28 protein-coding genes and 1 tRNA gene are annotated in these 25,195 nt (G+C 40.7%); 13 read left to right on the top strand and 16 right to left on the bottom strand.

Annotated elements, in window-relative coordinates; genetic code table 11:
* The 3 genes from DABAL43B_RS11890 (at nucleotide 1) to DABAL43B_RS11880 (ending at nucleotide 3,009) form a co-directional block, all read left to right on the top strand.
* Complete coding sequence (locus tag DABAL43B_RS11890) at nucleotides 1–1,617, top strand: DUF1513 domain-containing protein (RefSeq protein WP_079692580.1); 1,617 nt, start codon at nucleotides 1–3, stop codon at nucleotides 1,615–1,617.
* A 2-nt stretch (nucleotides 1,618–1,619) separates the two neighbouring features.
* Entirely contained in the window at nucleotides 1,620–2,288 is a 669-nt protein-coding gene (locus DABAL43B_RS11885; protein ID WP_079692579.1) for a M48 family metallopeptidase, read from the top strand.
* A gap of 115 nt (nucleotides 2,289–2,403) precedes the next feature.
* A complete protein-coding gene (locus tag DABAL43B_RS11880; RefSeq protein WP_079692578.1) occupies nucleotides 2,404–3,009 on the top strand; it encodes a methyltransferase domain-containing protein in 606 nt (201 codons plus the stop codon).
* Here DABAL43B_RS11880 and DABAL43B_RS11875 read toward each other — a convergent pair.
* Entirely contained in the window at nucleotides 2,987–3,664 is a 678-nt protein-coding gene (locus DABAL43B_RS11875; protein WP_079692577.1) for a hypothetical protein, read from the bottom strand. The two genes, DABAL43B_RS11880 and DABAL43B_RS11875, sit on opposite strands and share 23 nt — an antisense overlap.
* Before the next feature lie 90 nt (nucleotides 3,665–3,754).
* Complete coding sequence (locus DABAL43B_RS11870) at nucleotides 3,755–4,663, bottom strand: hydrogen peroxide-inducible genes activator (protein WP_079692576.1); 909 nt, start codon at nucleotides 4,661–4,663, stop codon at nucleotides 3,755–3,757.
* Nucleotides 4,664–4,955: 292 nt separating this feature from the next.
* On the opposite strand from DABAL43B_RS11870, the gene ahpC reads away from it, so the two are divergent.
* Complete coding sequence (ahpC, locus tag DABAL43B_RS11865; protein ID WP_079692575.1) at nucleotides 4,956–5,522, top strand: alkyl hydroperoxide reductase subunit C; 567 nt, start codon at nucleotides 4,956–4,958, stop codon at nucleotides 5,520–5,522.
* A 163-nt stretch (nucleotides 5,523–5,685) separates the two neighbouring features.
* Here the strand turns inward: ahpC and DABAL43B_RS11860 are convergent, their stop codons facing one another.
* Nucleotides 5,686–5,934 (bottom strand): YdcH family protein, encoded by a 249-nt coding sequence (locus DABAL43B_RS11860; RefSeq protein ID WP_079692574.1) that lies wholly within the window; start codon nucleotides 5,932–5,934, stop codon nucleotides 5,686–5,688.
* A 504-nt stretch (nucleotides 5,935–6,438) separates the two neighbouring features.
* Between DABAL43B_RS11860 and ahpF the strand changes: the two genes are divergently transcribed.
* The 3 genes from ahpF (at nucleotide 6,439) to DABAL43B_RS11845 (ending at nucleotide 9,903) form a co-directional block, all read left to right on the top strand.
* Nucleotides 6,439–8,016 (top strand): alkyl hydroperoxide reductase subunit F, encoded by a 1,578-nt coding sequence (gene ahpF / locus DABAL43B_RS11855; RefSeq protein ID WP_079692573.1) that lies wholly within the window; start codon nucleotides 6,439–6,441, stop codon nucleotides 8,014–8,016.
* Nucleotides 8,017–8,115: 99 nt separating this feature from the next.
* Complete coding sequence (locus DABAL43B_RS11850) at nucleotides 8,116–8,994, top strand: hypothetical protein (protein WP_079692572.1); 879 nt, start codon at nucleotides 8,116–8,118, stop codon at nucleotides 8,992–8,994.
* A gap of 78 nt (nucleotides 8,995–9,072) precedes the next feature.
* The gene (locus tag DABAL43B_RS11845) at nucleotides 9,073–9,903 is read left to right on the top strand and encodes a hypothetical protein (RefSeq protein WP_079692571.1); all 831 of its coding nucleotides are present in this window, start codon (nucleotides 9,073–9,075) and stop codon (nucleotides 9,901–9,903) included.
* Between the two features lie 22 nt (nucleotides 9,904–9,925).
* On the opposite strand, the gene DABAL43B_RS11840 is transcribed toward DABAL43B_RS11845, so the two are convergent.
* The 6 genes from DABAL43B_RS11840 to DABAL43B_RS11815 all read right to left on the bottom strand — a co-directional run bounded on the left by DABAL43B_RS11840 (nucleotide 9,926) and on the right by DABAL43B_RS11815 (nucleotide 15,123).
* Nucleotides 9,926–10,666 carry a glutathione S-transferase family protein gene (locus DABAL43B_RS11840; RefSeq protein ID WP_079692570.1) on the bottom strand — a complete coding sequence of 247 codons (741 nt, stop codon included), beginning with the start codon at nucleotides 10,664–10,666 and terminating at the stop codon, nucleotides 9,926–9,928.
* A gap of 275 nt (nucleotides 10,667–10,941) precedes the next feature.
* Complete coding sequence (locus DABAL43B_RS11835) at nucleotides 10,942–11,799, bottom strand: bile acid:sodium symporter family protein (protein ID WP_079692569.1); 858 nt, start codon at nucleotides 11,797–11,799, stop codon at nucleotides 10,942–10,944.
* Between the two features lie 275 nt (nucleotides 11,800–12,074).
* Nucleotides 12,075–12,407 (bottom strand): TIGR01244 family sulfur transferase, encoded by a 333-nt coding sequence (locus tag DABAL43B_RS11830; protein ID WP_079692568.1) that lies wholly within the window; start codon nucleotides 12,405–12,407, stop codon nucleotides 12,075–12,077.
* A 131-nt stretch (nucleotides 12,408–12,538) separates the two neighbouring features.
* Nucleotides 12,539–12,865, bottom strand: coding sequence for a beta-lactamase hydrolase domain-containing protein (locus DABAL43B_RS11825; RefSeq protein ID WP_079692567.1), 327 nt, complete (start codon nucleotides 12,863–12,865; stop codon nucleotides 12,539–12,541).
* A gap of 200 nt (nucleotides 12,866–13,065) precedes the next feature.
* Nucleotides 13,066–14,775 carry a SulP family inorganic anion transporter gene (locus DABAL43B_RS11820; protein ID WP_079692566.1) on the bottom strand — a complete coding sequence of 570 codons (1,710 nt, stop codon included), beginning with the start codon at nucleotides 14,773–14,775 and terminating at the stop codon, nucleotides 13,066–13,068.
* Nucleotides 14,776–14,832: 57 nt separating this feature from the next.
* Complete coding sequence (locus DABAL43B_RS11815) at nucleotides 14,833–15,123, bottom strand: ArsR/SmtB family transcription factor (protein ID WP_079693116.1); 291 nt, start codon at nucleotides 15,121–15,123, stop codon at nucleotides 14,833–14,835.
* A gap of 365 nt (nucleotides 15,124–15,488) precedes the next feature.
* Between DABAL43B_RS11815 and DABAL43B_RS11810 the strand changes: the two genes are divergently transcribed.
* The 3 genes from DABAL43B_RS11810 to trxC all read left to right on the top strand — a co-directional run bounded on the left by DABAL43B_RS11810 (nucleotide 15,489) and on the right by trxC (nucleotide 17,241).
* The gene (locus tag DABAL43B_RS11810) at nucleotides 15,489–16,358 is read left to right on the top strand and encodes an MBL fold metallo-hydrolase (RefSeq protein WP_079692565.1); all 870 of its coding nucleotides are present in this window, start codon (nucleotides 15,489–15,491) and stop codon (nucleotides 16,356–16,358) included.
* A gap of 149 nt (nucleotides 16,359–16,507) precedes the next feature.
* A complete protein-coding gene (locus DABAL43B_RS11805; RefSeq protein ID WP_079692564.1) occupies nucleotides 16,508–16,690 on the top strand; it encodes a DUF2892 domain-containing protein in 183 nt (60 codons plus the stop codon).
* 107 nt (nucleotides 16,691–16,797) lie between these two features.
* On the top strand, nucleotides 16,798–17,241 hold the full coding sequence (gene trxC / locus DABAL43B_RS11800; protein WP_079692563.1) for a thioredoxin TrxC: 444 nt from the start codon (nucleotides 16,798–16,800) through the stop codon (nucleotides 17,239–17,241).
* A gap of 123 nt (nucleotides 17,242–17,364) precedes the next feature.
* On the opposite strand, the gene DABAL43B_RS11795 is transcribed toward trxC, so the two are convergent.
* The 4 genes from DABAL43B_RS11795 to DABAL43B_RS11780 form a co-directional block, all read right to left on the bottom strand.
* A complete protein-coding gene (locus DABAL43B_RS11795) occupies nucleotides 17,365–17,766 on the bottom strand; it encodes a hypothetical protein (protein ID WP_079692562.1) in 402 nt (133 codons plus the stop codon).
* 150 nt (nucleotides 17,767–17,916) lie between these two features.
* Complete coding sequence (locus tag DABAL43B_RS11790; protein WP_079692561.1) at nucleotides 17,917–18,276, bottom strand: SirB2 family protein; 360 nt, start codon at nucleotides 18,274–18,276, stop codon at nucleotides 17,917–17,919.
* A gap of 93 nt (nucleotides 18,277–18,369) precedes the next feature.
* The gene (locus DABAL43B_RS11785; RefSeq protein WP_079692560.1) at nucleotides 18,370–18,696 is read right to left on the bottom strand and encodes a BolA family protein; all 327 of its coding nucleotides are present in this window, start codon (nucleotides 18,694–18,696) and stop codon (nucleotides 18,370–18,372) included.
* Between the two features lie 291 nt (nucleotides 18,697–18,987).
* Nucleotides 18,988–19,800 carry a M48 family metallopeptidase gene (locus DABAL43B_RS11780; RefSeq protein WP_079692559.1) on the bottom strand — a complete coding sequence of 271 codons (813 nt, stop codon included), beginning with the start codon at nucleotides 19,798–19,800 and terminating at the stop codon, nucleotides 18,988–18,990.
* A gap of 511 nt (nucleotides 19,801–20,311) precedes the next feature.
* Here DABAL43B_RS11780 and DABAL43B_RS11775 point away from each other — a divergent pair.
* Nucleotides 20,312–20,386 (top strand) — tRNA-Gly (locus DABAL43B_RS11775).
* 203 nt (nucleotides 20,387–20,589) lie between these two features.
* A complete protein-coding gene (locus DABAL43B_RS11770) occupies nucleotides 20,590–21,381 on the top strand; it encodes a glucose 1-dehydrogenase (protein WP_079692558.1) in 792 nt (263 codons plus the stop codon).
* A gap of 131 nt (nucleotides 21,382–21,512) precedes the next feature.
* On the opposite strand, the gene DABAL43B_RS11765 is transcribed toward DABAL43B_RS11770, so the two are convergent.
* The 3 genes from DABAL43B_RS11765 to nadR form a co-directional block, all read right to left on the bottom strand.
* Complete coding sequence (locus tag DABAL43B_RS11765) at nucleotides 21,513–21,965, bottom strand: DUF962 domain-containing protein (protein WP_079692557.1); 453 nt, start codon at nucleotides 21,963–21,965, stop codon at nucleotides 21,513–21,515.
* A 169-nt stretch (nucleotides 21,966–22,134) separates the two neighbouring features.
* Complete coding sequence (pnuC, locus tag DABAL43B_RS11760; protein WP_079692556.1) at nucleotides 22,135–22,893, bottom strand: nicotinamide riboside transporter PnuC; 759 nt, start codon at nucleotides 22,891–22,893, stop codon at nucleotides 22,135–22,137.
* A gap of 128 nt (nucleotides 22,894–23,021) precedes the next feature.
* On the bottom strand, nucleotides 23,022–24,080 hold the full coding sequence (gene nadR, locus DABAL43B_RS11755) for a multifunctional transcriptional regulator/nicotinamide-nucleotide adenylyltransferase/ribosylnicotinamide kinase NadR (protein ID WP_079692555.1): 1,059 nt from the start codon (nucleotides 24,078–24,080) through the stop codon (nucleotides 23,022–23,024).
* Nucleotides 24,081–24,651: 571 nt separating this feature from the next.
* Between nadR and DABAL43B_RS11750 the strand changes: the two genes are divergently transcribed.
* On the top strand, nucleotides 24,652–24,864 hold the full coding sequence (locus tag DABAL43B_RS11750) for a PspC domain-containing protein (protein WP_079692554.1): 213 nt from the start codon (nucleotides 24,652–24,654) through the stop codon (nucleotides 24,862–24,864).
* The last annotated feature ends 331 nt before the right edge of the window (nucleotides 24,865–25,195 follow it).

Below are 25,195 nucleotides of genomic sequence, written 5' to 3'. Positions count from 1 at the left end.
ATGCCTACTATCGAAACTAAGACAGTAATGTCCATTACTGAAGATACTTGTCAATCGAATGAACTAAAAGCGCAGCAAGCAGACAAGTTATCAAACCATGAGTTACTGATAACGTCAGCACTGACAGCATTTGGTACGGTAATGGGTACAGCAGCGCTGCTTAGCATTCATCATCGCTATCGCAAGCAGCGTCAGCCTGATTCGAGCTGGCAAGATTATCTGACTGGTATCTGTTCGCAGTTGCACTTATTGCCGTCAATATCGAAGCCGCCGCTAATGCGTTTTAGCTCCGCCTGTCAGCAAGCGGCTTGTGCGTGGCAACAGGCTTATCGTCTACCCATTAACGATGAGCATACTAGTAATAATAGTCTTGGTACAACCGATTTTAGCGCAATGCATACCACAACCATGCTGGCGCGACCAGTTTGTTGGGTCAGTGGTGTCGCTGCTATGCCAAAAAATACCTCATTGATAAATGACGACAGTAATGATGAAAACGACTTTGGGGTAGTTGGTATCGATGCGGACAGAGAAATAGTTTGGCAGACCACCATGCCTGAACGTGTCCATGATATTGTCGTTCAGCCCATCTTGAACGACCAAGATAATAGTCTTGATAGTCGTCAAAGCTGTCAAAATCGTGACGTTGTAGTGATGGGTCGTCGTCCAAGTGAGAAATTCTGGGTGCTCGACACCGCAACAGGACAAGTAAAGTTTGCTATCAAAGCATCAGACCAGCGCCATTTTTATGGTCATGCTTGCTATAGCTTGGATGGCTCAACGTTATATGTGACCGAGAATGATACGCAAAGTTTAGACGGTAAGATCGGTGTTTATAATGCTCATGATAGTTATCAAAAAGTAGCAGAATTTGACTCGCACGGCATCGGTCCGCATGAGCTGATAATGCATCCGGATGATGAGACCTTAGTTATTGCTAACGGTGGTATCAAGACCGAGCAAGCCTCACGCGAAGAGCTGAATCTTGACATTATGCTTCCATCATTGGTTTACCTAAATCGTCATGAAGGTAAGTTATTAGAACAAATTACTCCAGAGCATAATCAGATGAGCGTGCGCCATTTAGCCATGCATAATGATGGCACAGTGATGATTGGCATTCAGTTTCAAGGTGAAAAACATATCAATGTGCCATTAGTGCTTACCCATAAACGTGGCGATACAAGTTTTAAACCTTTGACGATGCCCGATAACCAGTGGCAACGCTTTCATCAATATATCGCCAGTGTAGCGGTTGATAGTGAGCGTAACCTATTATGTGTAACCACACCGATTGGCGGTTGTGCGGCAATTTTCGACCTAAATAGCCGTACGCTGATTAATGATGTCAGTCTGCCAGATTGTGCAGGCGCATCAGTGCTAGCTAATTCAGTGCTACCTAATAATGTAGGCAGCGATATTAACAATGATGTTAAGGGCGAGGATAAGTGTAAGGAATCAGGTTTTATCGTTAGCGATGGGCAAGGTCAACTAACCAAATTGCACGTCGACTATTTGGCAACAGTAGCATCGACTGTTATAAATAAAGTTGAAAGTATCAGTAAAGATAGTAAACGACATATGATGTCCTTTGATAACCACTTACAAGCGCTTTGAGCATGAGCTTACCACCTGAACATAGTATGTCTTTATTAGAGAGTGCTATTCAACGTTTGTTAGAAGCAGGTATTGAATTACAGGTGACCAAAAAGCGCGTCAAGAATATTAATTTTCGCTTAAAGCCACACACATTGCTGGTGTCTGTCCCCAAGTTTATCAGCCCGATGCAAACGGCACAGTCTGTTGCTAAGCGGGTGCCATGGGCAATAGAAAACCATGCGCAAGTTTTAGAACAATATAAGCGTAAACAAAGTACCTCGTCCGAATCTTCAATTGCTGATAGCCCACTTTTATTGTGGGGTATAGCGCAGCCGTTCACTTTAAGCCACGATGAAAAAATTGCTTATTATCGGCAACAGCTCTCCGAAGTAATGCCTTCATTATTTGATAAATGGCAACCAATTGTCGGTGCGACAGCCAATGAGATACGCCTAAAAAAAATGCATACGCGCTGGGGCAGTTGTAATACCCGTGCGCGCCGAATTTGGCTATCTGTTTATCTGCCTGCTTATCCTATTGAATGTACCGAATATGTCATTGTCCATGAGCTGTGCCATTTACATCATGCCAATCATAGCGCTGCGTTCTGGCAAACAGTTGCAACAGCGATGCCCGATTATCAGCATTGGCATAATATGCTGGCCGGTAAAACCGGTCAATTAGATTAAAGGCTTCAGCTAAATAATATCCATAATCGCATTAAGACTGCTATGATGAGTAATAACGATACAAATCATGTCGTTTAAATAAACGTATTATCTATCATATATACAGGGATGTCATATGGAAAACGTTAATCAAGCAGAATTTTGGCAGCAGCGTTATGAGCAAGACAGTATTGGCTGGGATATGGGTCAGGTATCACCGCCGCTAAAGGCTTATATCGACCAGCTACCTGAATCGGCTAAAGATCAGGCCATTTTAGTGCCGGGTGCAGGTAATGCTTATGAAGTTGGATACTTGCATGAGCAAGGATTTACCAATGTTACCTTGGTTGACTTTGCCCCTGCGCCGATTCAAGCTTTTGCTGAGCGTTATCCTGATTTTCCAGCTGAACAGTTAATCTGCTCGGATTTTTTTAATTTATCGCCTGAGCAATATCAATTTGATTGGGTACTTGAGCAGACGTTTTTTTGTGCGATAAATCCTGCGCGCCGAGATGAGTACATCCAGCACATGGCAACGTTGCTTAAAGCTAAAGGTAAGCTGGTTGGTTTGCTATTTGATAAGGATTTTGGGCGACAGGAACCACCATTTGGCGGTACAAAAGAGGAATATCAGCAGCGTTTTGCGACTCATTTTGACATTGAAATCATGGAACCTTGTTATAACTCACACCCAGCACGTCAAGGCAGTGAGTTGTTTATTAAGATGCACGTAAAACAGTAATCTCATGCTTAATATTGTCTTGAGCTTGCTGTTCTAATCGCGCGTGATAATACTCTGTCAGATAAAGTGTTGGATGCGTTAATAGTTTCTCCAATACGGCAATGCGCCCAACGCGGTAATCTGCTTTTGATACATGTGCATATTCTTGACGGACGGCTTGCGCGTACTGATCATAATCAGACCAAGGCGCACCTAAGATACTTAAGTCCATATCTAATAAATAAGCCGCATCGCTGTTTTTATCCTCACCTGCTAACTCATTAAGCTGATGAGTGGCAGTCATCATAATAAGCGCGTAGATATGTTGGCATTGCTCGTCACTCAGATAGCATCTTAATGCTGCTAGCGCATATTCTGTACTTTTTAATTCGTTATCTGAGCGCGTTGGCTCATATATTACGTCATGATAATAGAGTGCCAAGGCGATAATATGTGGCTCGTGAAGAGCGTTTTTGATCTGCTCGAACTGCCCAAATAATTGCTGGATATGCTTTAGAGTATGGTAAGCACGCTGCGACTCGTTATAACGAATCGTGATATCCTGCCAGAGCACTTTTACTTCTGCTGGCGTAATATTACTATTAAGAGTAAGAGCAGATAAATGCGTCGTAAAACGATTGCCTAGCTCAGCATTTATTTGCGAAAGCTCGTCCATATTTAACCTATATTTTTATGAATAACTGTCATTTATCATGCCTTTCGATAGTACTCAATACTACTCAATGCCACGTTAATCAATGCCACATCAGTTTTTATCAGCGGCATCTTCAAACGCTTGCTTAAATAGCTTACCAAGTAAATTGACATCATCAACGCGGGCATAATTCAGACGAGTGACAAAGGCAATATGACGATGCGGGCCTTTTTCTGCCAGTGGCACCGCGACCGCGTTTTGGTTTTGTAAATGCAATTGGTCGAGCGCCATTTCCGGCACCAAGGTCGTGCCCATATTAGCAAGTGCCATTTGGATTAAGGTATTTAAGCTGGCATCAGAAAAGCTGGATTTCATCTGTGCACGGTCAAAGTGACAGACGGATAGCGTCTGATCAGTCAGGCAGTGTCCTTCGCCAAGTAACATGAGATTGGCAGTGGCTAGCTCATCGGCATTGATGGTTTTAAGTTTGGCATGGACATCGTCTTTAGGGAATACGGCAAAGAAATCTTCCGCCCAAAACTCAAAGCTATGCAAGCCATCTACCGCATAAGGTAGCGCAATAATGGCCGTATCAATATGACCATAACGCACTTGTTCAAGCAAGCGCTCGGTTTGTTGCTCGACGATGGTCATACGGAATTCTGGATAGTGCGCTCGTAGTGCAGGCAACACTTTAGGGAGTAAATAAGGGGCAATCGTTGGAATAATACCAACGGTCATGGGGTAAGCGAGCGGCGACTGATGGCTATGCGCGCGCGTGGTCAAATCATTGACTTCCGAAAATACCCGTTGCGCCCGAATTAAAATATCTTCACCGATAGGCGTAATCAATACCTGCTTATTATTACGTTCGAAAATCTGGGTATCCAGTTGCTTTTCTAACTCTGCGATACCAAGACTTAGTGCAGACTGTGAGATATTACAGTCTTCCGCTGCGCGTTTAAAATGACGATGTTTAGCAACGGCTAAGGCAAACTCAAGTTGACGTAAGGTAATCATAAAACCTCTCTATTAATAGCTGTTTAAGGCAATTGGTTGTGCTTATTTATTTTGTGCATTTATCCAATGAGATATAGCTACTTACGCATAGTGCACTGATGATAAAAAGCAGAGAGAATAGTTTAACAAGTTTAATAAAACAAAACATCACATTAAAAACTTTTAACTGGATTAACCATAGAATTCGCGTATAGTTTGTCAGGTAGCCCAGAGAATTAAAGGCTTAACTGAAACAATCATATAAATAAATTTCAATTAACTTAACATCAATCAATCAAAAAAGGAGCCACTCATGGCGTCTATTATCAATCAAGAAATCCCAGAATTTTCAGCTGATGCATATGTAAATGGTGAATTTAAAACCATCACTTCAGAAGACGTAAAAGGCAACTGGGCGATTTTCCTATTCTACCCAGCTGATTTTACCTTTGTTTGCCCAACTGAACTTGAAGACATGGCCGCTCATTATGACGAGCTAAAAGGTTTAGGCGTAGAAGTGTACTCAGTATCAACTGACACGCATTTCACCCATAAAGCATGGCATGATTCTTCAGAAGCAATTGGTAAAGTTACTTACCCAATGATTGGCGATCCTACTGGTCGCATCACTCGTGGCTTTAACGTCATGATTGAAGAAGCTGGTCTTGCTGAGCGCGGTACATTCCTAGTAGATCCAGACGGCTTGATTCAAGTTGCTGAGATTCATGCTGGCGGTATCGGCCGTAGTGCAAAAGACATGTTACGTAAAGTGAAAGCAGCACAATACGTTCGTGAAAACGACGGCGAAGTTTGCCCAGCAGCTTGGGAAGCCGGTCAAGAAACGCTAAAACCAAGTCTTGATCTAGTAGGTAAGATCTAAGCAATTATTGATTAGATTAAGATTTTAGTACTATTAAAAGCAGTAGTTGCTGATTAGTGGTACTAAATCAAGCTTCAACAAAAGACCCCATTAACTTATGCTAATGGGGTCTTTTTATATGTATGAGTTTTTATTATACGTATACATTTACAACGTTAAATATTTAAGCATGAGATTGTAATTTGTTTTTATCAATTATTTTATAAATCTCATCTTTTAAATGCAATTTTCGCCGCTTCATTTGCTCGATTTCTTCGTCGCGACTGGCGTGCGTAATGACATCTTTCTCAAGCTGATTGATGTGTTGATCCAGCTGAGTATGTTCATCAAAAATAGTCGCAAAGTGGCTGTCTTTCTGCTTAAGCTCAGCAATAATTTCTTTGTTATCTTGCCATGTATCAGTCTTTCTCATGTTGTCATCCTTGTTATGAAGCGCAAGCTTGCAATGAGTATTCGCGCATTTTAGTTAAGATTGCTGTGATGAATTTCTATGATTTTGAGACCTAGATTTTATTAAGTTTTATCGCTATTTGACTCAATAGCGATAAAACTTAACACAAGCAGATATGACTTTTAATGAACACGCTTAAAAGCGAATCTGCCATAAGACTAATAGGATTTTTTCCTATTGGCGTCATTCGATTGTAGCTAAAAAAATTCCTAGATACTATGACTATCATTGATTATTATTTACCAGTAGTTTTAAAATTAAATATAAATAATGTTTTATGATTTGTTTTATAAAACTTAAAGTTTGAGTTTTTCAGCTTGCCCAGAACGGCCAAACCTTTGATAATAGACGTATCAAAGGGCATAAGCCGCACGATTAATAATATTATTGGCACGTGACTCTCTCAAATTTAAACATGCAGCACAGTTGCTGACGTTACATATTCAATAATAATGGGGAACAAACATGATAGATAAAAGCTTATTAGACGCAGTCAAAAGTTATAGTGAAAATATGACCCGCCCAATTACCTTTGTATTGGGTAGTGGTGAACATAGCAAGCGTGCTGAGTTGATTGATTTTTTGACTAAAATTGCAGGTACGACAGATAAAATAAATTTTGATAGTACAGTAACCGATGACAGCTTACCAAGTCCAATCAGCTTTGCGGTTCGCAGTCATATTGATGGCGGATTGACCGACACTGGTATCGTCTTTAGTGGTATCCCGGGCGGTCATGAATTTACATCGCTCATATTGGCAATCTTGCAAGCGGGCGGTCACACGCTGAAACTAGATGACGGTATTCAAAAACTCATCAAGCGTTTTAATAAACCGCTACAGTTCCAAACTTACGTGTCGTTGTCTTGCCACAGCTGCCCAGAAGTCGTACAAGCGCTGAACCAATTCGCGCTACTAAATGATGACATCAGCAATGAGATGATCGATGGCGCATTGTTCCAAGAGCAAGTAGAAGCCAATAACATCCAAGGCGTACCAGCAGTATTTTTAAACGGTAAGCCGTTTGCTAATGGTCTGATTGACACGGCTAAATTGATTGAGAAGTTGCAAGAGCAGTTCCCTGATTTGTTAGCAGAAGCTGACGATGACGCTGAGCAGTTAGAGCAGCAAGATGTGACGATTATTGGCGCTGGTCCTGCAGGTATTGCGGCTGCTATTTATACTGCGCGTAAAGGTTTAAAAGTGACCATGGTTGCTGACCGTATTGGTGGTCAGGTAAAAGATACCCAAGATATCGAAAACTTAATTTCTGTGCCTTTAACGACAGGTGGCGAGCTATCTGCAAACTTTGAAAAGCATTTGCGTGAATATAATATCACGCTTAAAGAGCACGTCAGTGTCAAAGAGATTGGTGAGACTGCTGATGAAAATTACAGCATTCATCTAAATACTGGTGAGACATTTGAGACGCGCAGCATTATCTTAGCGACTGGTGCTCAGTGGCGTAAGCTTGGTGTCCCTGGTGAAGAAGAAAACATTGGTAAAGGCGTGGCGTTCTGTGCTCACTGTGATGGTCCGTTCTTTAAAGGAAAAGACATCTCGGTGATCGGTGGCGGTAACTCAGGTATAGAAGCGGCGATTGATTTAGCCGGTATCGTGAAGCATGTGACGGTATTCGAGTTTGCTGATGAGCTAAAAGCCGATCAAGTATTGATTAATAAAGCCAAAGAAAAGGCAAATATTGATATCATCACTAGTGCAGCCACTCAAGAGATTAAAGCGACTGATGGTAAAGTGACTTCTATCGTTTATCAAGATCGCAATAGCAGTGAGAATAAAGAGCTTGATGTTTCGGCTGTTTTTGTCCAAATTGGCTTGGTGCCAAACACTGAATTTGTCAAAGGCTTTGTCGATTTAAACCGCTTTGGCGAGATTGAGATTGATGAGCGCTGCCGCACGGATCGCAAAGGTATTTTTGCTTGTGGTGACGTCACGACCGTACCCTTTAAGCAGATTAATATTGCGATGGGTGAAGGTAGTAAAGCGGCATTATCAGCGTTTGAATATTTAGTAATGCAGTAAGTTGTTTCGTACTAAATTTAGTTTAAGAAGCCACCTTTTTTGAGGTGGCTTTTTTTGTGGCTGATGATTTACTACTTGTAAATTTTTATAGATTAACTTATGTTTGTTAATATTTTTATGAGAAACTTAAGAGTGAAAAACAAATATATAGCTATTAAAAATAACACTTGGGTTAAATGCTTAGTTTTTATATCTTTAATATTCAGTGTAACTAATACTTATGCCGGAGAAACTGTCGATGAAATTTTGGATAAATATTATCCTATCTATAATAAGGCTAAGCAGTGTCAAGGTATTATGGCTAATAACGGTTCGTCAGATGGTGAAGGAACACTTTATCAAAACGGTTACTGTATTGAAGTTGATAGACAATTGAAGGTAGAAACCAAACAAGGTACAAGGTTATATATATCGGTAATTGGTGACATAGGTTTTAATGAAGACGGTAGCGAAGCATATGGGGCACACGTATTTAATGGTTTAGTAGGCATGTTTGTTTTAAAGCCACAAGGTTCCGGCTGGGAAGTGGAGTACGCCAATCCAGCGATGAATGCAGGTAGCTTTGGTAAAGGTCTAAAAGACTGGAAGCTGATACAAGTTGCCCCTGATAAGTGGGGATTTATTAATATTCATAGTGACTCACATTGGGTTTATTCAGGGTCAGCTTTTATTTTACTTACACCAGATAAGGGTAATATTACAAAAAGCTGGATAGAAGCCAAGTATGAACATTCTAATGCAGGGTCTGGGTCAGCTGGAGGTTGTAGCAATCCTGATGTCAGTACCTGCACACTTTTAAAAGCTAAACTAGGTGTGAATAAGAATACGATAATCAATGGTTTTTATCCATTGAAGATTACGATAAACGGTTTTGAGGATGATAAGGTATATAAAAACAAAGTCTACCTTATTAAATACCAGCCCCGATTAGGTTATCAAGTACCTAATGATTATCCAATGAAAGATGTCAGCTTTTGATTTACGTTCATAACTATATTTAAGCTTTATAAAAAATGAACGATAATAATTTTGCGAGCTTTAAAGGATATATTTAAGATGTTCAAATCTAATTTAGTATTATTCAGCTTAAGTAGGTTAGCGTTCGTTATTACAGTCACATCGATATGCGGTACAGCCTCTGCTGCTAATAGCGTGATGGATATCCTTAAGCCGTATTATCCGCTTTATAATGAAGCATTACAGTGTCATGGTACGATTGCCCCTTCTGGTTCAGTCAATGGTTTAACCAATGAGCCATATATGACGGGCTATTGTATCGATATTGATAGGCAGAAAGTCATAGAGACGAATAAGGGGAAGCGCTTATATATATTGATTACAGGTGATGAGAGCTTCGATGAGAATGGTGAAGAAGTTTTACGCGGTCATGCACATAGTGGCTTAGTCGGTATGTTTGTCCTAAAGCCTAATGATAATGATAAGGGTTGGCAAGTTGAATCGGCCAATCCTACTATGAATGCAGGAAGTTATGGTCTAGGTTTAGGTGGTTGGGATTTAGAACAGTTTGCACCAAATACGTGGGGCTTTATGAATGAACATAGTGACACGCATCAAGGTTATACAAGTACAAGCTTTGTTATATTGACGCCGAAAGGTCGCGGTATTATGGAAAACTGGATTGGCGCAGGTTTTGATAGCGATGGGTCAGACAGTTGTGGTGGTCAGGGGCAGCGTCTTTGTAATGATAGGATTGCCGACTTAGAAATCGATACCAGCAAAACAATCAATGGATTTTACCCTTTAAGACTAACTATCAATGGATATAATCAGGGTAAAACCTATAAAAACAGTATCTATTACATCAACTATCAAAAAGACAAAGGCTATATAGAACCTAATGATTATCCATTAAAAGATAATTACTAGGCTCGTTATCAATGATTCAATTTTAATCTGCCAATATACCAGCTACCGAAAGTATTTCACCTGCTTCATCTTCTTTGATAACGCGTGTCTCTTTTAGAGCCGCTGCTATCCACGCCTGTAAGTGCAAGTTATTTAACATGGTCTGACAATACTGTTTAGTCGTTGGCGTTAATACTATGCTAGAAGCATCAGCATAAGTCTGCAAGCGTAGTACTACTGGCGCGAAAAAAGCATCGGCAGCAGTGAATGGACCAAACAGATAGCTGTCTTTTGAGCGATTTTTTAAGCACTCTGCAAAAATATGCTCAATGCGAGTGATATCGTTTAAACATGCAGCACTTGGTTGTATCTTTGCGGTAGCTCTAATATTCATCGGCATATCATTACGAATACCCGTTAGCCCTGAGTGCATCTCAGCAACGATGCTTTGACAATAGGCGCTGTTTTTTCTGTTGCTAATATTGCTTTTAGTATCAGACTTACTTAACCCTGTCCAAATATCTAAGTCTGTCAGGTAATCATTGACGTGAATGGCAATTGCTAAAGTATCCCATACCGTAACCTTGTCATCATTTTCACCATAAGTCAAAACGGGTACTTTGGCTGTTGGAGAATACTCATCAAGTGTTTGTGTCGCTGATGGATGAAACAGCTCAATCAGTTGCTCATTAAAGTTAATATTGAAGGCTTTGAGTAATAACCAAGCTCGTAATGACCACGATGAATAGTTTTTATTGCCGATGATGAGTAGCGGTTTTTGCATAAAAAAATCCTATTAAGCTGTATAAGTAGAATTTTATTATGTCCTCAATATTAGGAATTAACCAGTCGATAGTTTAGTAATTTTCAAAAACACTAATATAAGTTCTGAGCGAGTGTTTTTTAGCGTAAATATATTTTTATTAAAAGATACATTCATCACAAGGTGCTACTGCTATAAATTTTTCTAGCTTGTTGTTCGCAGGCCTGACAGAGACTACGAAAAAATCATATCACTGGCACTTTATGGTCTTTAAATTTAACTAATAATAGTTATTATTAATTCTTATTTCTAATAAGAAAAATAACCGGTAGCGCAACCACATACATTAGTACGCCATATACGGCAGCGGGTAGGGCGATGGCTGGCAGAGTACTGACACCCATGATGATAGGTGCTAAGGTAATCGCAGTCGTACTGTTTTGAATACTGGTTTCTATAGATATCGTTTTGGTATCGAACCAGCTTAGCTTCATGGCTTTAGAAGTCAAAATACTTAACGCAAATAAGGTCACAATGATAAAGACAAGCTCAAATCCAATAGATGCCAATTGCTCTTGTAGTAATTGCCAATTAGAGGCAATCGCAGCAAAAACAATCAAGACAAAAAAGACGCTAGCTAAGCCATTCAAGATGCCACTTCTACGTACCATAAAGTCGGTGAATTTATAGCGGGCGAGCATGCCAAGGGTCACAGGTAAGGTAGTCAATAAAAACATCACTAAGCCAATTTTTACGGCGCTGATAGAGCCTGCCTGATCTTGCATAAAGTGATTAAAAGCCAGCGTGATTAATATGGGCAAAGTCACTACTGACAATAGACTTACCACGCCAGTGAGCGCGACGGACAGCGCCACATTGCCTTTAGCATAGTAAGTGAGCATGTTGCTGGTCACGCCTCCTGGGCAAAAACTGATCAGCATGATACCAAAGGCGATAGTGGGTGGTGGTGACATTACTAGGACGACTGCTAAAGCAACCAAAGGTACAAAAATAACTTGGTTTACTAAGCCGACGATAAACGCTTTGGGGTGTTTAGCGATAACCTTAAAGTCTTTAGGTTTCAGCCCTGTACCTAAGGTAAACATAATGTAGGCAAGTGCTAAAGGCAATAGAGCTAATACGTTATTACTCATGAAACATTCCTTGTAAAATTAAAGGTCATATTTGAATGACTTTTTTAATAACCCACATTCCTTGTGGCGGTATATTTTTTAGCAATATTTAAAAATAGTCTTAAACACCATGATCTTAGGTATTGTAGTTTCAAACACTATAGCCTCAAATACTATAAAAGCCCATATATCGATATGGGCTCATCAGTTTAATAGCTTAAATCATTAGTAATTTAATGAGGCGATTATTTAACGTCTTTATTTGACATCTTTATTTGACATCTTTATTTGACACCTTAGTCATCTAACAAATCCATGCGCTTTGCTGCTTCATAAATACCTGTTGAGCGATTACCGGTACGGCAAAATATTAGCATTGGCTGCTCGGCTTGATTAAAAAAGTCAGCAAATTCTTCGACGTGATTTTGATTAAGATCACTGCCAGCAAAGGACACTTCTTTATAGGCAAGACCTGCCTTTTCAGCAGCAGCAGCAATATCAGCACTGGTCGGCTGATTGGGCTCTTCACCATCTGGACGGTTATTAATGATGGTTTTAAAACCATTTTCAGCGATCATTGGTACTTGGTCAGGGGTGATTTGTCCGGTAATGCTAACTTGATGGCTCATAAGAGCTCCTTTTGTTTTTTATAGTAGATATGAGTTGTTTGGCATGAAAATACAGAGTCTCAGCCTAAGCTTAATAAATAGTTTTCTAAAGATGAGGTATGTAAACGCTAGCGTATTTTTTATAGCCAGTTTTATAGCAGCCCTTGCATCAATGCACTTTGATAAAGCAGCTTGGCGCGCGCACCCGTCCCACAAAACATAAGGATTGGTTTAGGCATTGAACGGTAAAAGGCAGCAAACTGCTCGACAGTTGCCATACTCAGGCGTTCATCATCAAATGGTAGATGATGATAGGTCAAGTTGGCTTTTGCAGTAGCACGCGCTAAGTCACAGCTATTTGGCTGCGTTTCTGTTTCAGCATCAGGGCGAATATTGAGCACAGAACAGTAGCCAAGCTCTGCAATCTTGATACATTGGCTTGGATAAATTTGCTTATAAATGGTTAAGTCATCGGTCATAAGTAAGTTCGGTCACATATATGGAAAGGCACTAGGAAATAGAGCGTTATAGATAAGTGTATTTTCTAAAGGCTATAATACCTAAAGGCTGTAGTTTTTAAACACTATAATAATTTAGCATAACACAGCTTTTATCACATCTATAGGTTGTCACAGACAATAATTATTATTAACTTAATAATATAGAGGTCGCGGCGTTGTTAAACGTCTTTTAATGCATTTACCGCATCCATGGTACTTAGGTAAACCTGCCCTGATAGCTTGGTAATGACGGGAGTATGCCCAATAATATCCATCACGGGCCCTTTGATAAAGCTAAAACTTAAATGCTTATTTTGGTTTAAAAGCTCTTGATTTAGGCTAATGAGCATCTCTTGTCCGGTAAAATCAATGTGATTGACCGCTGACATGATAAGAATAATCTCATGAGCTTTTGGATACTGCTGGGTAGCTTGTATCACACGGCGATGTACTGATTCACTATTACCAAAAAATAAGCTCTCATCAATACGTAGCATCAATAAATTATGAAAAGTCACCACATCATGACGATTGATATTACGAAAATGCCCCGTACCTGCCAGCTGACCGACAATGGCGACGTGCGGTTGGCTCGATTGCCAAATTAAGCTGGCAAAGGACACCATTAAACCAATAATCAATCCTGTATTTAGCCCAAATATCAGCACACCCGCAAACGCTGCCATAAAGCTGGCGGCATCTAAGCGGTCACGTTGCCATGCAGATTTCAAGGTTGCTATATCAATGAGGCCGATGATAGCAGCCATGATGGTCGCACCCAAAATAGCGTAGGGTAGTGGGGCAAGTAGATTGCCAAATGCTATCAAAGCGGCAATCATTACCAGCACGGTTACTAAACTCGCCAGTGGCGTTTTTGCCCCTGAATCGACATTGATAGCGGTACGCGAAAAGCCACCAGCTATGGGAAAGCTTTGAAAGAAGCCGCCGGTAATGTTAGCAAGCCCTAGTCCGGTCAGTTCACGATTGGCATCGAATGTCTCGCCGCGCAGACGCGCATAAGTGCTGGCGACTGAGCTACTTGATACAAAAGCAATCAGCGCCATCAGTCCTGCTGTCGGCAACAAGTTGAGGACTTCAGGGAAGTCTGGCACATAAGGAAGGGTAAAAGTTGGTAGTCCTTGCGGAATACTACCGATGGTTGCCACGCCATTGGTGGTCCAATGCAAGCCCATACTAAGAACAATAGCGATACCGAGCAGAATAAGTGGAAATAGGCGCTCTGCCCATTTAGCATAAGAGGAGGATAACCAAGATTTCCATACCCACTTGCTACCGTAGCGGTTCATAACCATAAGCGTGAAGGCAATCATCCCGATGACTAACGTCAATGGATGCAACTGACTGGCATACATCTGCATACTAGATAAATAACCGATTAAGCCGTTTCCAGCGATAGGTATACCGGTCAAATACTTAAGCTGACTAATAAAAATGAGCACTGCTGCACCGCTGATAAAGCCAGCCGATACGCCGCGACTGATGAACTGCATAATCCAGCCCAGTTTAAGCTGTCCTGCAAGCCACAAAATAGCGCCCAACATCAAAGCTAAAAGACCTGCCATCAGTACATACTGTTCAGCGCCTTTATCGGCATAAGGGTGCAAAGCACTGGCGGTCATGATAGCAGTAACGGCGGCTGGTCCAACTGCTTGTACATTACTAGAGCCTAGCCACGCATAAACGGCGACTGGCACAATCGCCGCATATAAGCCATAAACCGGTGGCAGCCCTGCTAATACTGCGTAGCCTAGGCTTTGTGGAATAACAAGCACGCCCACCACCAGTCCTGCGATGATGTCAGCCGGTAGAGCCGACATCCGGTAGTGGCGCAACCAAGCAGGAATCAGACGAGCGGCGATAGAAGGCATAACAATACATCATCACAATAAAGAAAGTTAATTAACAGTAACCATTAAGCTAACAAGTTATGCGTCGGTCTGATTACAGAAGCGCTGGTACAGCAGTTGTAAGACGGCTAAAGCATCATCACTGGCGATACTATAATAGATTTGTTTGCCGTCGCGGCGTGTCGAGACCAGCTCATCCTTACGTAGGATACCCAGCTGCTGCGATAGGCTTGGCTGACCAACACCGACCAAGTGCTCAAGCTCACTGACGCAGTATTCCCCTTGAGTCAGCTGACATAAGAGTAATAAGCGATCAGGGTGCGATAAAGACTTTAATAGTTGGCTGGCTTGCAGTGAGGCTTGTTGCATTTTTTTAGCAAGGTCATTGGGGGCAAAGCCTACTACGCTGGTGGACATATTGTCGCTAGTGTTGGTAGCAGCTGTGCTCGATGCTAAAGTAGAAGTAGTCAGAGCGAGCTCCTTATATAAAATATAAATAGAAAGTGCAGAGTTTATAGATAAGATCTGGTTATAGACAGTTAATTATCAATGATAGCGCAAGTGACAGCAAGTTATCGTTATTTACATTATATAAATTGTTAAATTGTTTGATAGTTGCTATATTGGTCTTAATAAATAGCAAATACGTCTATTCATATACTACAAATACCTATCTATTATACGTAAGAATTCAGCGAAAATTAAAACATTCATATAAAAGTAAAGAGGTAGCCATGCAAGTTCATTCTTTCTTACATAGCGACACAGAAACTTATACTCACGTACTCGCAGACGTTCAGCAGCAAGTATGTGCCATTATCGATCCAGTACTGGATTTCGATGCAAAGTCAGGGCGTACTGCCACTACTAGCGTCGACGAAGTCATCGCGTTTGTCAATGATCATGGTTGGGAGCTGGTTTATATTATAGAAACCCATGCCCATGCCGACCATATATCAGGTGCTATACACGTAAAAGAGGCACTCGGCGGACAATTGGTAATTGGTCAACATATCACTGAAGTACAAAAAATATTTAAGCAAATTTTTAACTTTGATAGCAGCTTTCGTACCGATGCCAGTCAATTTGACATTTTGACAGATGACGGCGAAACCTTAGCGCTTGGTGGCATCACTATCACTGCGATGTATGTTCCCGGTCATACGCGTGCTGATATGGCGTATATTGCCACTGACGATGAAAAAACAGTGGTGTTTGTCGGTGATACCTTGTTTGCTCCAGATGTGGGCACAGCGCGCTGCGACTTCCCAGGTGGCGATGCCAAAAACCTGTATCAGTCGATCAAAAAGCTGCTGGCCCTACCTGAGGATACGGTCATGTATCTGTGCCATGATTATCCAAGTAAGGGGCGTAAGCATTGTCCAACCACTACTGTTGCCGCGCAAAAATTAGGCAATATCCATGTAAAAGACGGTATTAATGAAGCAGAATTCGTTGAGATGCGTGAGCGCCGCGATGCCAACCTTGAGATGCCACGGCTGATTATTCCAGCAGTACAAGTCAATATTGATGCTGGCCACTTCCCGAAGCCTGAGGACAATGGTACGCGTTATCTAAAAGTACCTATCAACGTATTAGGATAATATTTATTGATTAAATAAATGCCAATATTAAATTGAAAGTTTTGCACGAAAGCCATCCATTATAATGCCAGTTCTTTATGAAAAATAATTGGCTTGTTGATAGTTTATTTATCAATATTATTGTTATTTTCTCTATTAAGGAATCAATCATGAATATTAATATTGGTAGTACCGATAGAATGCTCCGTGTTATTGCCGGTATCATTATTATTGCAGTGGGTGTTTATTATCAAAGCTGGTGGGGTGTTGTCGGTTTGGTGCCGCTGTTAACCGGTTTGTTCCGTTTTTGTCCGCTATATAAAATGCTTGGCACTAATACTTGTAAGCTTTAACCTCTATAAACTTCAAGCTATTTGATGATAAAGTAATAAAAAAGCCAATAGTGCAAAGTGCTGTTGGCTTTTTTCATAAAATATACGATCAGCATAGGAGTCACAATATGAGTGAAGACCAACAAGCGTATCATGTCGTCTGCCCACATTGCCAAGCGACCAATCGCGTACCCGCTGCACGGCTTAGTGCTGCGCCCAATTGTGGTAAGTGCAGTAAGCCTATATTGACAGGAACTCCGCATGAACTGAACGCGCAAACGGTTAATAAGGTCATTCAAAAAAATGACGTATTGACCATTGTAGACTTTTGGGCAAGTTGGTGTCAGCCTTGCCTTATGATGGCGCCAGAGTTCAAGACAGCTGCCAGTCAGCTACCACAAGTAGTTTTTGCTAAAGTACAAACCGACAAATATGAGCAAGCGGCGGCACCTTATAATATTCGCAGCTTGCCAACGATGGTAGCCTTTAGAAACGGTAAGGAAGTCGCACGGCAATCAGGCGCATTACCAAGTAACCAAATCGTGCAGTGGGTACAAAGCTTGAAGGCGTAGCATAAATTTTATTCTTCACAACTTAAAAAGCAGTAAATATAGTAAAAAGCCAATACGTTTATCGCGTATTGGCTTTTTTTAATTTGAAAGTATATAAGTTGTTAAGCCAGTTTAAATGTTAGCTTACTCACCATAAATCTTAACGCCATTGGCAAAGCTACAACGCTGAATACGCGCTGATTGAATAATCGCATCACGTTCGCCGTATAGACGCGATAACTTAGCATCGCGAGCTTTAGTATTGTTGCTTTGACCGACGCCAAAGCTGATATTAGGTGAGATACCCCAACGCCCTGCGGAAACGCCAACGCCGACACCTGATGCGGATAAGCTTGATTGCTCGTTACGTGCAGCGTTCACATAATTATTGACACGGATGTACTCTTGATTAAGTGCTTGGCAATCATAACTTTGATACGTGCTTGGCGGTACGTATTGCGGGGTAATATTGCCCGTCGAGGCACAGCCTGAGAGACCAAAAACGCCAGCGGCTGCCAGTAGGGTTGCTGTAGTAAGAGTTTTCATAATGGCTCCATTAGGCTAAGTTGTGGTATTTTCATTTACTTAAGATAGCAAAAATAACGTGATTAAGATATTGAAAGATATAGCGATTATTAAATATTTAACAACTTTATCAACATATCTATTTATGCTTATCTCATCTTAAACTTATTATTAAAATAAGTTGCCCGGTTTACTAAAGGCCAGTATCAAAATGCCCACATATGCCGCACCAGCAATAAGAATACCGGTTTTTCTTTGGCTAGGTGTTGCATTATTATTAAAGGCTTTGATACTGGCACTGATAGCAGCTACAAGTAAGATCACTTTTGCAAATACCCACTGTACGGGAGCATTGGCACTTATCAACTGCACCAGCATCCCAGCTCCTGAAAGAATGATGACGGCGTAGATGATATGCGAAGATATTTTAACCATGAACGGCGCTTGCTTGTTTGAGCTTAATGCCAGATAACTCTGATATAAAAACAGCGCAATCAACAGTACTGCCGTGAGCATATGTAGATGTTTCATTGAATAGGATTTCCCTTAAAGTTGCATTTTGCTAGCTTATTTATAGTGGCTCATTATTATTGGATGAAAAAAGTCAGTTTAAACCATAGCTGTTTAGCCTTTGTTTTGCCCAGCACATAACGGGCTTTCAGGATTTTGACCCTGCCACTCTGCCGGTGTATAAGCATGGATTGCCAACGCATGGATTTGACCACCTTGTGAAGTCAACAACGAATTCGCCCGATCATACACGAGCTGATGACGCGCAACCAAGCGTTTGCCTTCAAAGGTCTCACTCACAATGATAAGTTTAAAGTGACTTTCTTTACCGTCAAAATAGCCTGCATGATTCATTGATTCATTAACCAATTCAATATGCTGCGGTTGTAAATTTTGTAGCTGATTACGGAGGGCGTCGGCCGTAGGTGTGGTAGTAATCATAGCAATCCTTTATGGTTTTGTGTCTTAAGAGCTTTGTGCTTTTATAGTATTGCGCTTAGCGATTTTTAGATGACAGATTGTGCCCATTATAGCAGACGCTGATATCGACACCGCGTTGTATTAAGTTGGTAGTAATTCCTTAGCCTCAAGCATAAAAAAGCAGAACGCAATATAGAATTTGCGCTCTGCTTTTATTCTTTATCAATACTAACTTTGTCAATATTGATTTTATCTATACTTAATTGAAAATAACGTCTGAAAACTCAACATCTAATGTCTAAAAATAAGCTATTAACGACGTGCTTTTTGGTATAACGGCATCACTTTTGGCAGCAAAGATTGTATTTGTGCAATACGGTTACCGCTGGTTGGGTGAGTGCTTAAAAACTGTGGTGGCTCACCTTGGCTGGCGCGCTGCATTTTTTGCCACAAGGTAACAGCGGCTTGTGGATTGTATCCCGCACGTGCCATTAGCTCAAGACCAATTTGATCAGCTTCAGCTTCTTGTGTACGACTATGTGGACGGCTCAGACCTAAGTCGCCAGCGACGTTTGCAAGCTCAGCCTGACCTTGCGATAGACCAAAAATACTGGCTGCGACACCAATACCGGTCTGAGTCGCGTATTGACGTGAGATGCGTTCACGTGAATGCTCACGTAGGGCATGAGACATCTCATGACCCATAATCGCAGCGATTTCATCATCACTTAAATTGAGACGATCGATAATGCCTGAGTAAAACATAATTTTACCACCCGGCATAACAAACGCATTCAATTCGTTAGATTTAATCGTATGTACTTCCCATGGCCATTTTGCAGCGTCAGGGCGGTAGACGCCAACTTGACCGACCAAACGATTAGAGATCTTTTTCAGGCGATTAAGCTGAGCGGTGTTGGTATCAAGCAAACGTTTCGCTCGTGCTTCTTGTATCGTCTTATTATAACTCTGAGCTGAGAGTTGCAATACTTGCTCGCTTGAAACCAATAACAGCTGTTGACGATCAACGCCAACGGCACCCGTACTGGTCGTGCTAGTACAACCTGTTAGAGTCAGTGCCGACAATGAAGCAGCCATAACGGTCGTGGTAAGCAATTTTTTCATAATAAACGTCCTCGCTGTAAATGGAAAAAATAAAGTTAAACAAAATCAATATTAATAGAGTAGATGAGTAGATGAAAGGATAGTTTATTATTCATATTCTACTATCGTCTACCAATCTACTAAAACAGTGAAATTTTACCTGAACTGTCATTAAGCATAAGTATAATAATGTTAACCATTTAAAACCAATAGTGTAAAAGTAACAATACAATGTAGGATTGTAAGTAAGATAAATCTATAAGATGCCAATAAGTGTGTTCAATGAGCAGTGCGATAGGTTGAGATTAACAATAGTGGCAACAAGAGAATTATTTATAAAAATAATTGTATTTCCAAGTTAAAAAAAATAGACCATAAAATCAATTGTCTACAGTGATTACTATCTTAATAGTAGCTATAATACAGTCGTAGTCATAAGAAAACCGAAAAAAGCTATTGACATGCACGGAATATTTGCTAAAATAGCCAGCCTATCGAGACGTAGTAGTTAAAACATTACGAAGCGATTTAAGCGGGAATAGCTCAGTGGTAGAGCATAACCTTGCCAAGGTTGGGGTCGAGAGTTCGAATCTCTTTTCCCGCTCCAAATATGGCTTGCAAAAGCACTAAGGCCTCACTTCTTTCTATAAGAAGTGAGGCTTTTTTTATGGATAAAATTTAATAAAGTAAATATTATCGTTACAAAATGTGGATGATTTGACACATTGATTTAATTTTAAGCAGGCATACTTATTGGGTGTATAAATATGAATATATATAATAAACCAATAAGTATTATAAGGATTAAATATGCAAACATTTCAGCATAAAGCATTTAATGAGTTGTTTGATCTGTCTGGTAAAACAGCGATTGTCACCGGTGGCGCAAATGGTATCGGTAAAGCGACGGCACTACGTCTAGCACAAGCTGGAGCAAACATTGTTATCGCTGATTTAAAACTAGCAGATGCCAAGGCTGCGGTCAAAGATATAGAAGAGTATGGCGTCAAGGGTTTGGCAGTCGAATGTAATATTTTAAAAGACGATGATTTAGTCGCTATGGTAGATAAGGCTATTGCTGAATTTGGCAGTATTAATATATTGATTAATAATGCTGGCGGCGGTGGTGGTGGTCGAGAAAACCCTGCCAAGATATCGGTTGATGATATTCGCCGTGACTTTGAATTGAATGTCTTTAGTGGCTGGCGCTTGAGCCAATTGTGCGTGCCACATATGAAAGAATCCGGTTATGGCTCGATTGTATTTACCACTTCGATGTCGAGTATCAATAAAAGCCCAAATATGAGTGGCTATGCAGGATCAAAAGCTGCCGTCAATCATATGGTCGCAAACTTGGCGCATGATTTTGGCCCTGAAGTACGCGTCAATGCGGTGGGACCCGGTGCAACGCGCACTGATGCTTTGAAAACGGTATTAACGCCAGAGATTGAAAAGAAAATGCTTGCTCATACGCCAATTCAACGCTTGGGTGAAGCCGATGATATCGCCGGTGCTATGCTGTATTTTGCCTCGCCAGTTTCGACTTGGGTAAGTGGTCAAACCATATTTGTGAATGGTGGCGGCGTACAGACCTTGGATTAAATAGAAAAAACAGCGCTTATTAAAAAAAGCCATTATTTCGCTAAAAACCAGCAGTACAATTAACTATAGGGGCGGCACTTAATCAGACATTAAGTGCCGCTTTTTTATAAGCTTATTATCTGATTTAGCTATTATTCACTCGCTTTTTTACGACCCATAAGGCTATTTGCTACCCATGCTGGACCAATGAGTAAGAACTGTAAGTCCTCAAAGAAAGAGGGTTTTTTACCTTCAATCTTATGACCGATAAACTGTCCAATCCAAGCAACGACAAAGATAGCTGCCCAAATCTTAAAGCCCCAAGGTAATAACGTCATCACTGAAAGACAAATGAGAATAAACATTCCCATTGCCAAAAATAATGGTGTTGATAAGCGCATATAAAATAACAACACCAAAGCACTAAGTACCAAAGTAAACCAGACTGACAGTGACATACCCATACCTAACAGACTGACAAAAATAGTCGGGACGCATAACCAATGGATTTTTTTGTTAACTAGATTTTGATGACTGACAGAATACTCACTGAGCCATTGCTCGAGTGTACGTTTGGACATTCGCTTTTGCTGAGTACGAGACATACTAACCTCCCTGTTAGTAAATGAATGACTGGTAGTAGATAAATAAAATAATCTACTGACAACTACCAGTTGTAGCACTAATCTAAGCAATCCGCCATTTTATCTGTGAGACCGCCCAGTCAAATCCTTTCATCTTGTCTGTTTTAGACGCATCGTTATAACCATTACATTATCGTGCGTGCTTTGATAATTCTACAGGATTTTGCTCATTGCGATACCATTCATAAAGACCGACAAACGAATTCACTTGGTAGACCATCGTCTGGATAGCAAAGATATAATTGCCCGACATCAGGTTTACGGTCAACCAGACGAAATTGGATAGAATCCATAACCACCAATTAAAGGAATAACGTAGAATCATTGCTGCTTGAGCGGTAATAGACAGTACAAATGCAATGACGTTAATCCAAAAGAAAGAGATGAAGCCTAAGAATTTACTATTGTCATCTTCAACGACCGCATAGCCATAGCTTGCCAATAAATCATTCACCGTTGGAAATAACGCTAGCCCAATCACCATAAAGCCAATAGTCAGCAGCCAAATCCATTTGCTGGCAGATTTGGGTACCATATCACCATCGGCATCGGTATGCTTTGACCAGTAAAAGATGCCATAGACGTGGGTAAAGAAATTGAACAATGGCGCAAGCATCAGACCAACCGCGCCAGAGGTGGCTTGGACGACAACTTCGCCGGCGGTCGCTGCCATACCAAAGCCATTGCCGAGGATGTTTTTGCGAAAAGACAGCGAGACCACGCACACCAGCCCAATGAAAGACACGCCTAAGTAAAACCAATCGAGCGTGGTATGTTCGGTTGTCAGCCAAAAGCCTGCGGACAACGCAATCACGCCGCAAATGAACCAAGTGACAATCCATTGTAGCGCCCATTTTCCGGTGATATTGTCTAGTAGCTGAATGCGCATCGTTTTTTTCCTAAAGATGAGATGAATAGTGGTTATCAGTCGTAGTGTTATTATTAATAAAGCACTCACAAAAACTACTGACTGAAAATATTATTATAAATTTATGATTGTCGAGTATCTTTATTATTTTACGGTTTTTTGCCATAGATGAATTGGTCGATAAGTAATAATGCTTGCTTGTAGCGAGCATCATAATCGGGCTTATCTATCACGTGTGGTTCGATATTATGACGGGCAAAAATATCTACTAGCCGCTGCTCAAAACGTCCGCGAGCGTCAGGATCGCCTAATGAACGCATGCCGTCAGCTACCCATGGCGTATTATTGTCCAGCATGATGGTGTGGTCTAAGCGGAACTCATCGATACAGGCTGCTACAAAAGGATGCGTACGACCTTCGTATTCTTCACAAAAAGCTTGGGTAGTGACAAAGTCCGTATCAATAATAGTGACGGGCGCGGTTGCTACGCTCGCGGCATCGCGAATGGCTTGGGCATGATGTAAAGCAATAGGTCCGTAATCACTATATTGTAGCCCGATCTCACTACCACCCAAGTCTGTTCCGACATAAATCCGTCCCATCTCAAGCGCAAAGCTGGCACCATAATAATTGGCAAGTTTGTGTACCAATGTGGTTTTACCGGAGCTTTCACCGCCGACGATAGCGACCGTCTTAGTATAGTCAGCACGTGCTTGCGGATGAATCGCTGACCAATGAGCTACCGGATCACGAGCGATGGCGTAGGAATCAAAATCAGGCTGTAGCGGAGTAGTAATGACTTGCATCAGTAATTGCTCTTTGACATCACTCTGTGCCACACAATCTGCCAATGGATGGTTTTCTGCGATAAACAATACCGTCTTAGCTGGTAAATTTAAAGCTTCAGTCAAACGTTGTAACTTAGCATTACTGGCAACCACATCAATACTGACGTCAGCAAAACTTTCATGTAACGGCAACTCAATCTCATCAGTGGTATGAATATGAATAAAAGGTAAGTTGGCACAAGCCATCTGCAACCACCGCGCTTTATCTTGCAAGGTGATGTTGAAGTTTGGGTGTGGTGACGGATGCGCCATGATGACAATATGAAGCGTTTTTGCTTGTCCTGCTGCGTCCAATATGCTGCGCATTTGTCCTAAATGTAGTGGCTCAAAATGCCCAATCATCAATCCTGATTCGTACATAGTTATCCTTATTTTTGTCTTATTTTGGCATTGTTATACTCAATGCTATTGATAACGCTTAAAAGCTATAAATGCTTTAATACATTGTTTTCTTAACTGTATGGTATAAAGGTATGTCGCCACTTACAGGTAGGTTATTGTAAATATCGTCAGATTTTTTAGATGCCAAACCAAATTATTATCTTGGCATTAAGTTAGGTTTTTTCTTATTTTTATGATTCGGCTACGTTATCTGCTAACTTCTTATCAACTTAAATAAATCCTAGACTGGCAAAAGTAGAGTAAAGAAAGCGCAAGATGCGAGAAACAAAGTTAATCTTGAAACAATTTGAAATAACTATTTAAAATCAGGGGTTTACGGGTGTTAATGACAGGTTAGAGTAAGCTTAAGTAGCATAAACTCACAAAGCACGTCTATATACTCAACAGATATAATATAAATGATTGCTATACTTATTCATAAGTTAAGAAGATAAAAAATCTTTAAAGTCTGTCAAAAGCATTAATGGTAAAAGAAATATTAACGTTAAAAATAGAAATAAAATAAATAACTGTAAGAGAGGTATTTGATTTGGCTAAATTAGCAAAATTACATCGGTCACAGAATAATAAAATGATAGCGGGCGTGATGGGCGGCATTGCAGAATATGTCGGTTGGTCACCAACGTGGGTCAGGTTGCTATTCTTCATTGTCTCAACCTTAAGTGCAGCAGTACCGGGTATTTTAATCTACATTATCTTATGGATCATTATGCCGAAAGCAAACAGTCAGTCTTATCAGTGATTTCGTAATTAGTAATAGCTTTGATAAAAAAATCCTTAGCAAAACAGATTTAATCTAAAAGGTTTTAATAAGAAATAGCCGTTCCCCAAAAAACAAAAAGCCTGACTAATCAGGATACCAAGACATACTTTTCCTCCTGCCCAAATGCTCGCGCATTTGGGTATTTTTTTATCTATTGCTTTAATGGCTTTTATTGCATCAGTTTGCTTGTAAATGAGCCTTATTAGTGAATATTTCTGTCCACGAGATAAATTTAGTTCATGTAAATATAGATAAAATAGTCAATTTTTAGTAAGGTGAGCAGGCAAATAGAATCGTTGCCAAATAGGCT

This window comes from Psychrobacter sp. DAB_AL43B (assembly GCF_900168255.1).
Taxonomy (GTDB): Bacteria; Pseudomonadota; Gammaproteobacteria; order Pseudomonadales; family Moraxellaceae; genus Psychrobacter.
Note: the sequence above shows the minus strand (reverse complement) of the source record. Positions and strands in the feature narration are given on the sequence as shown.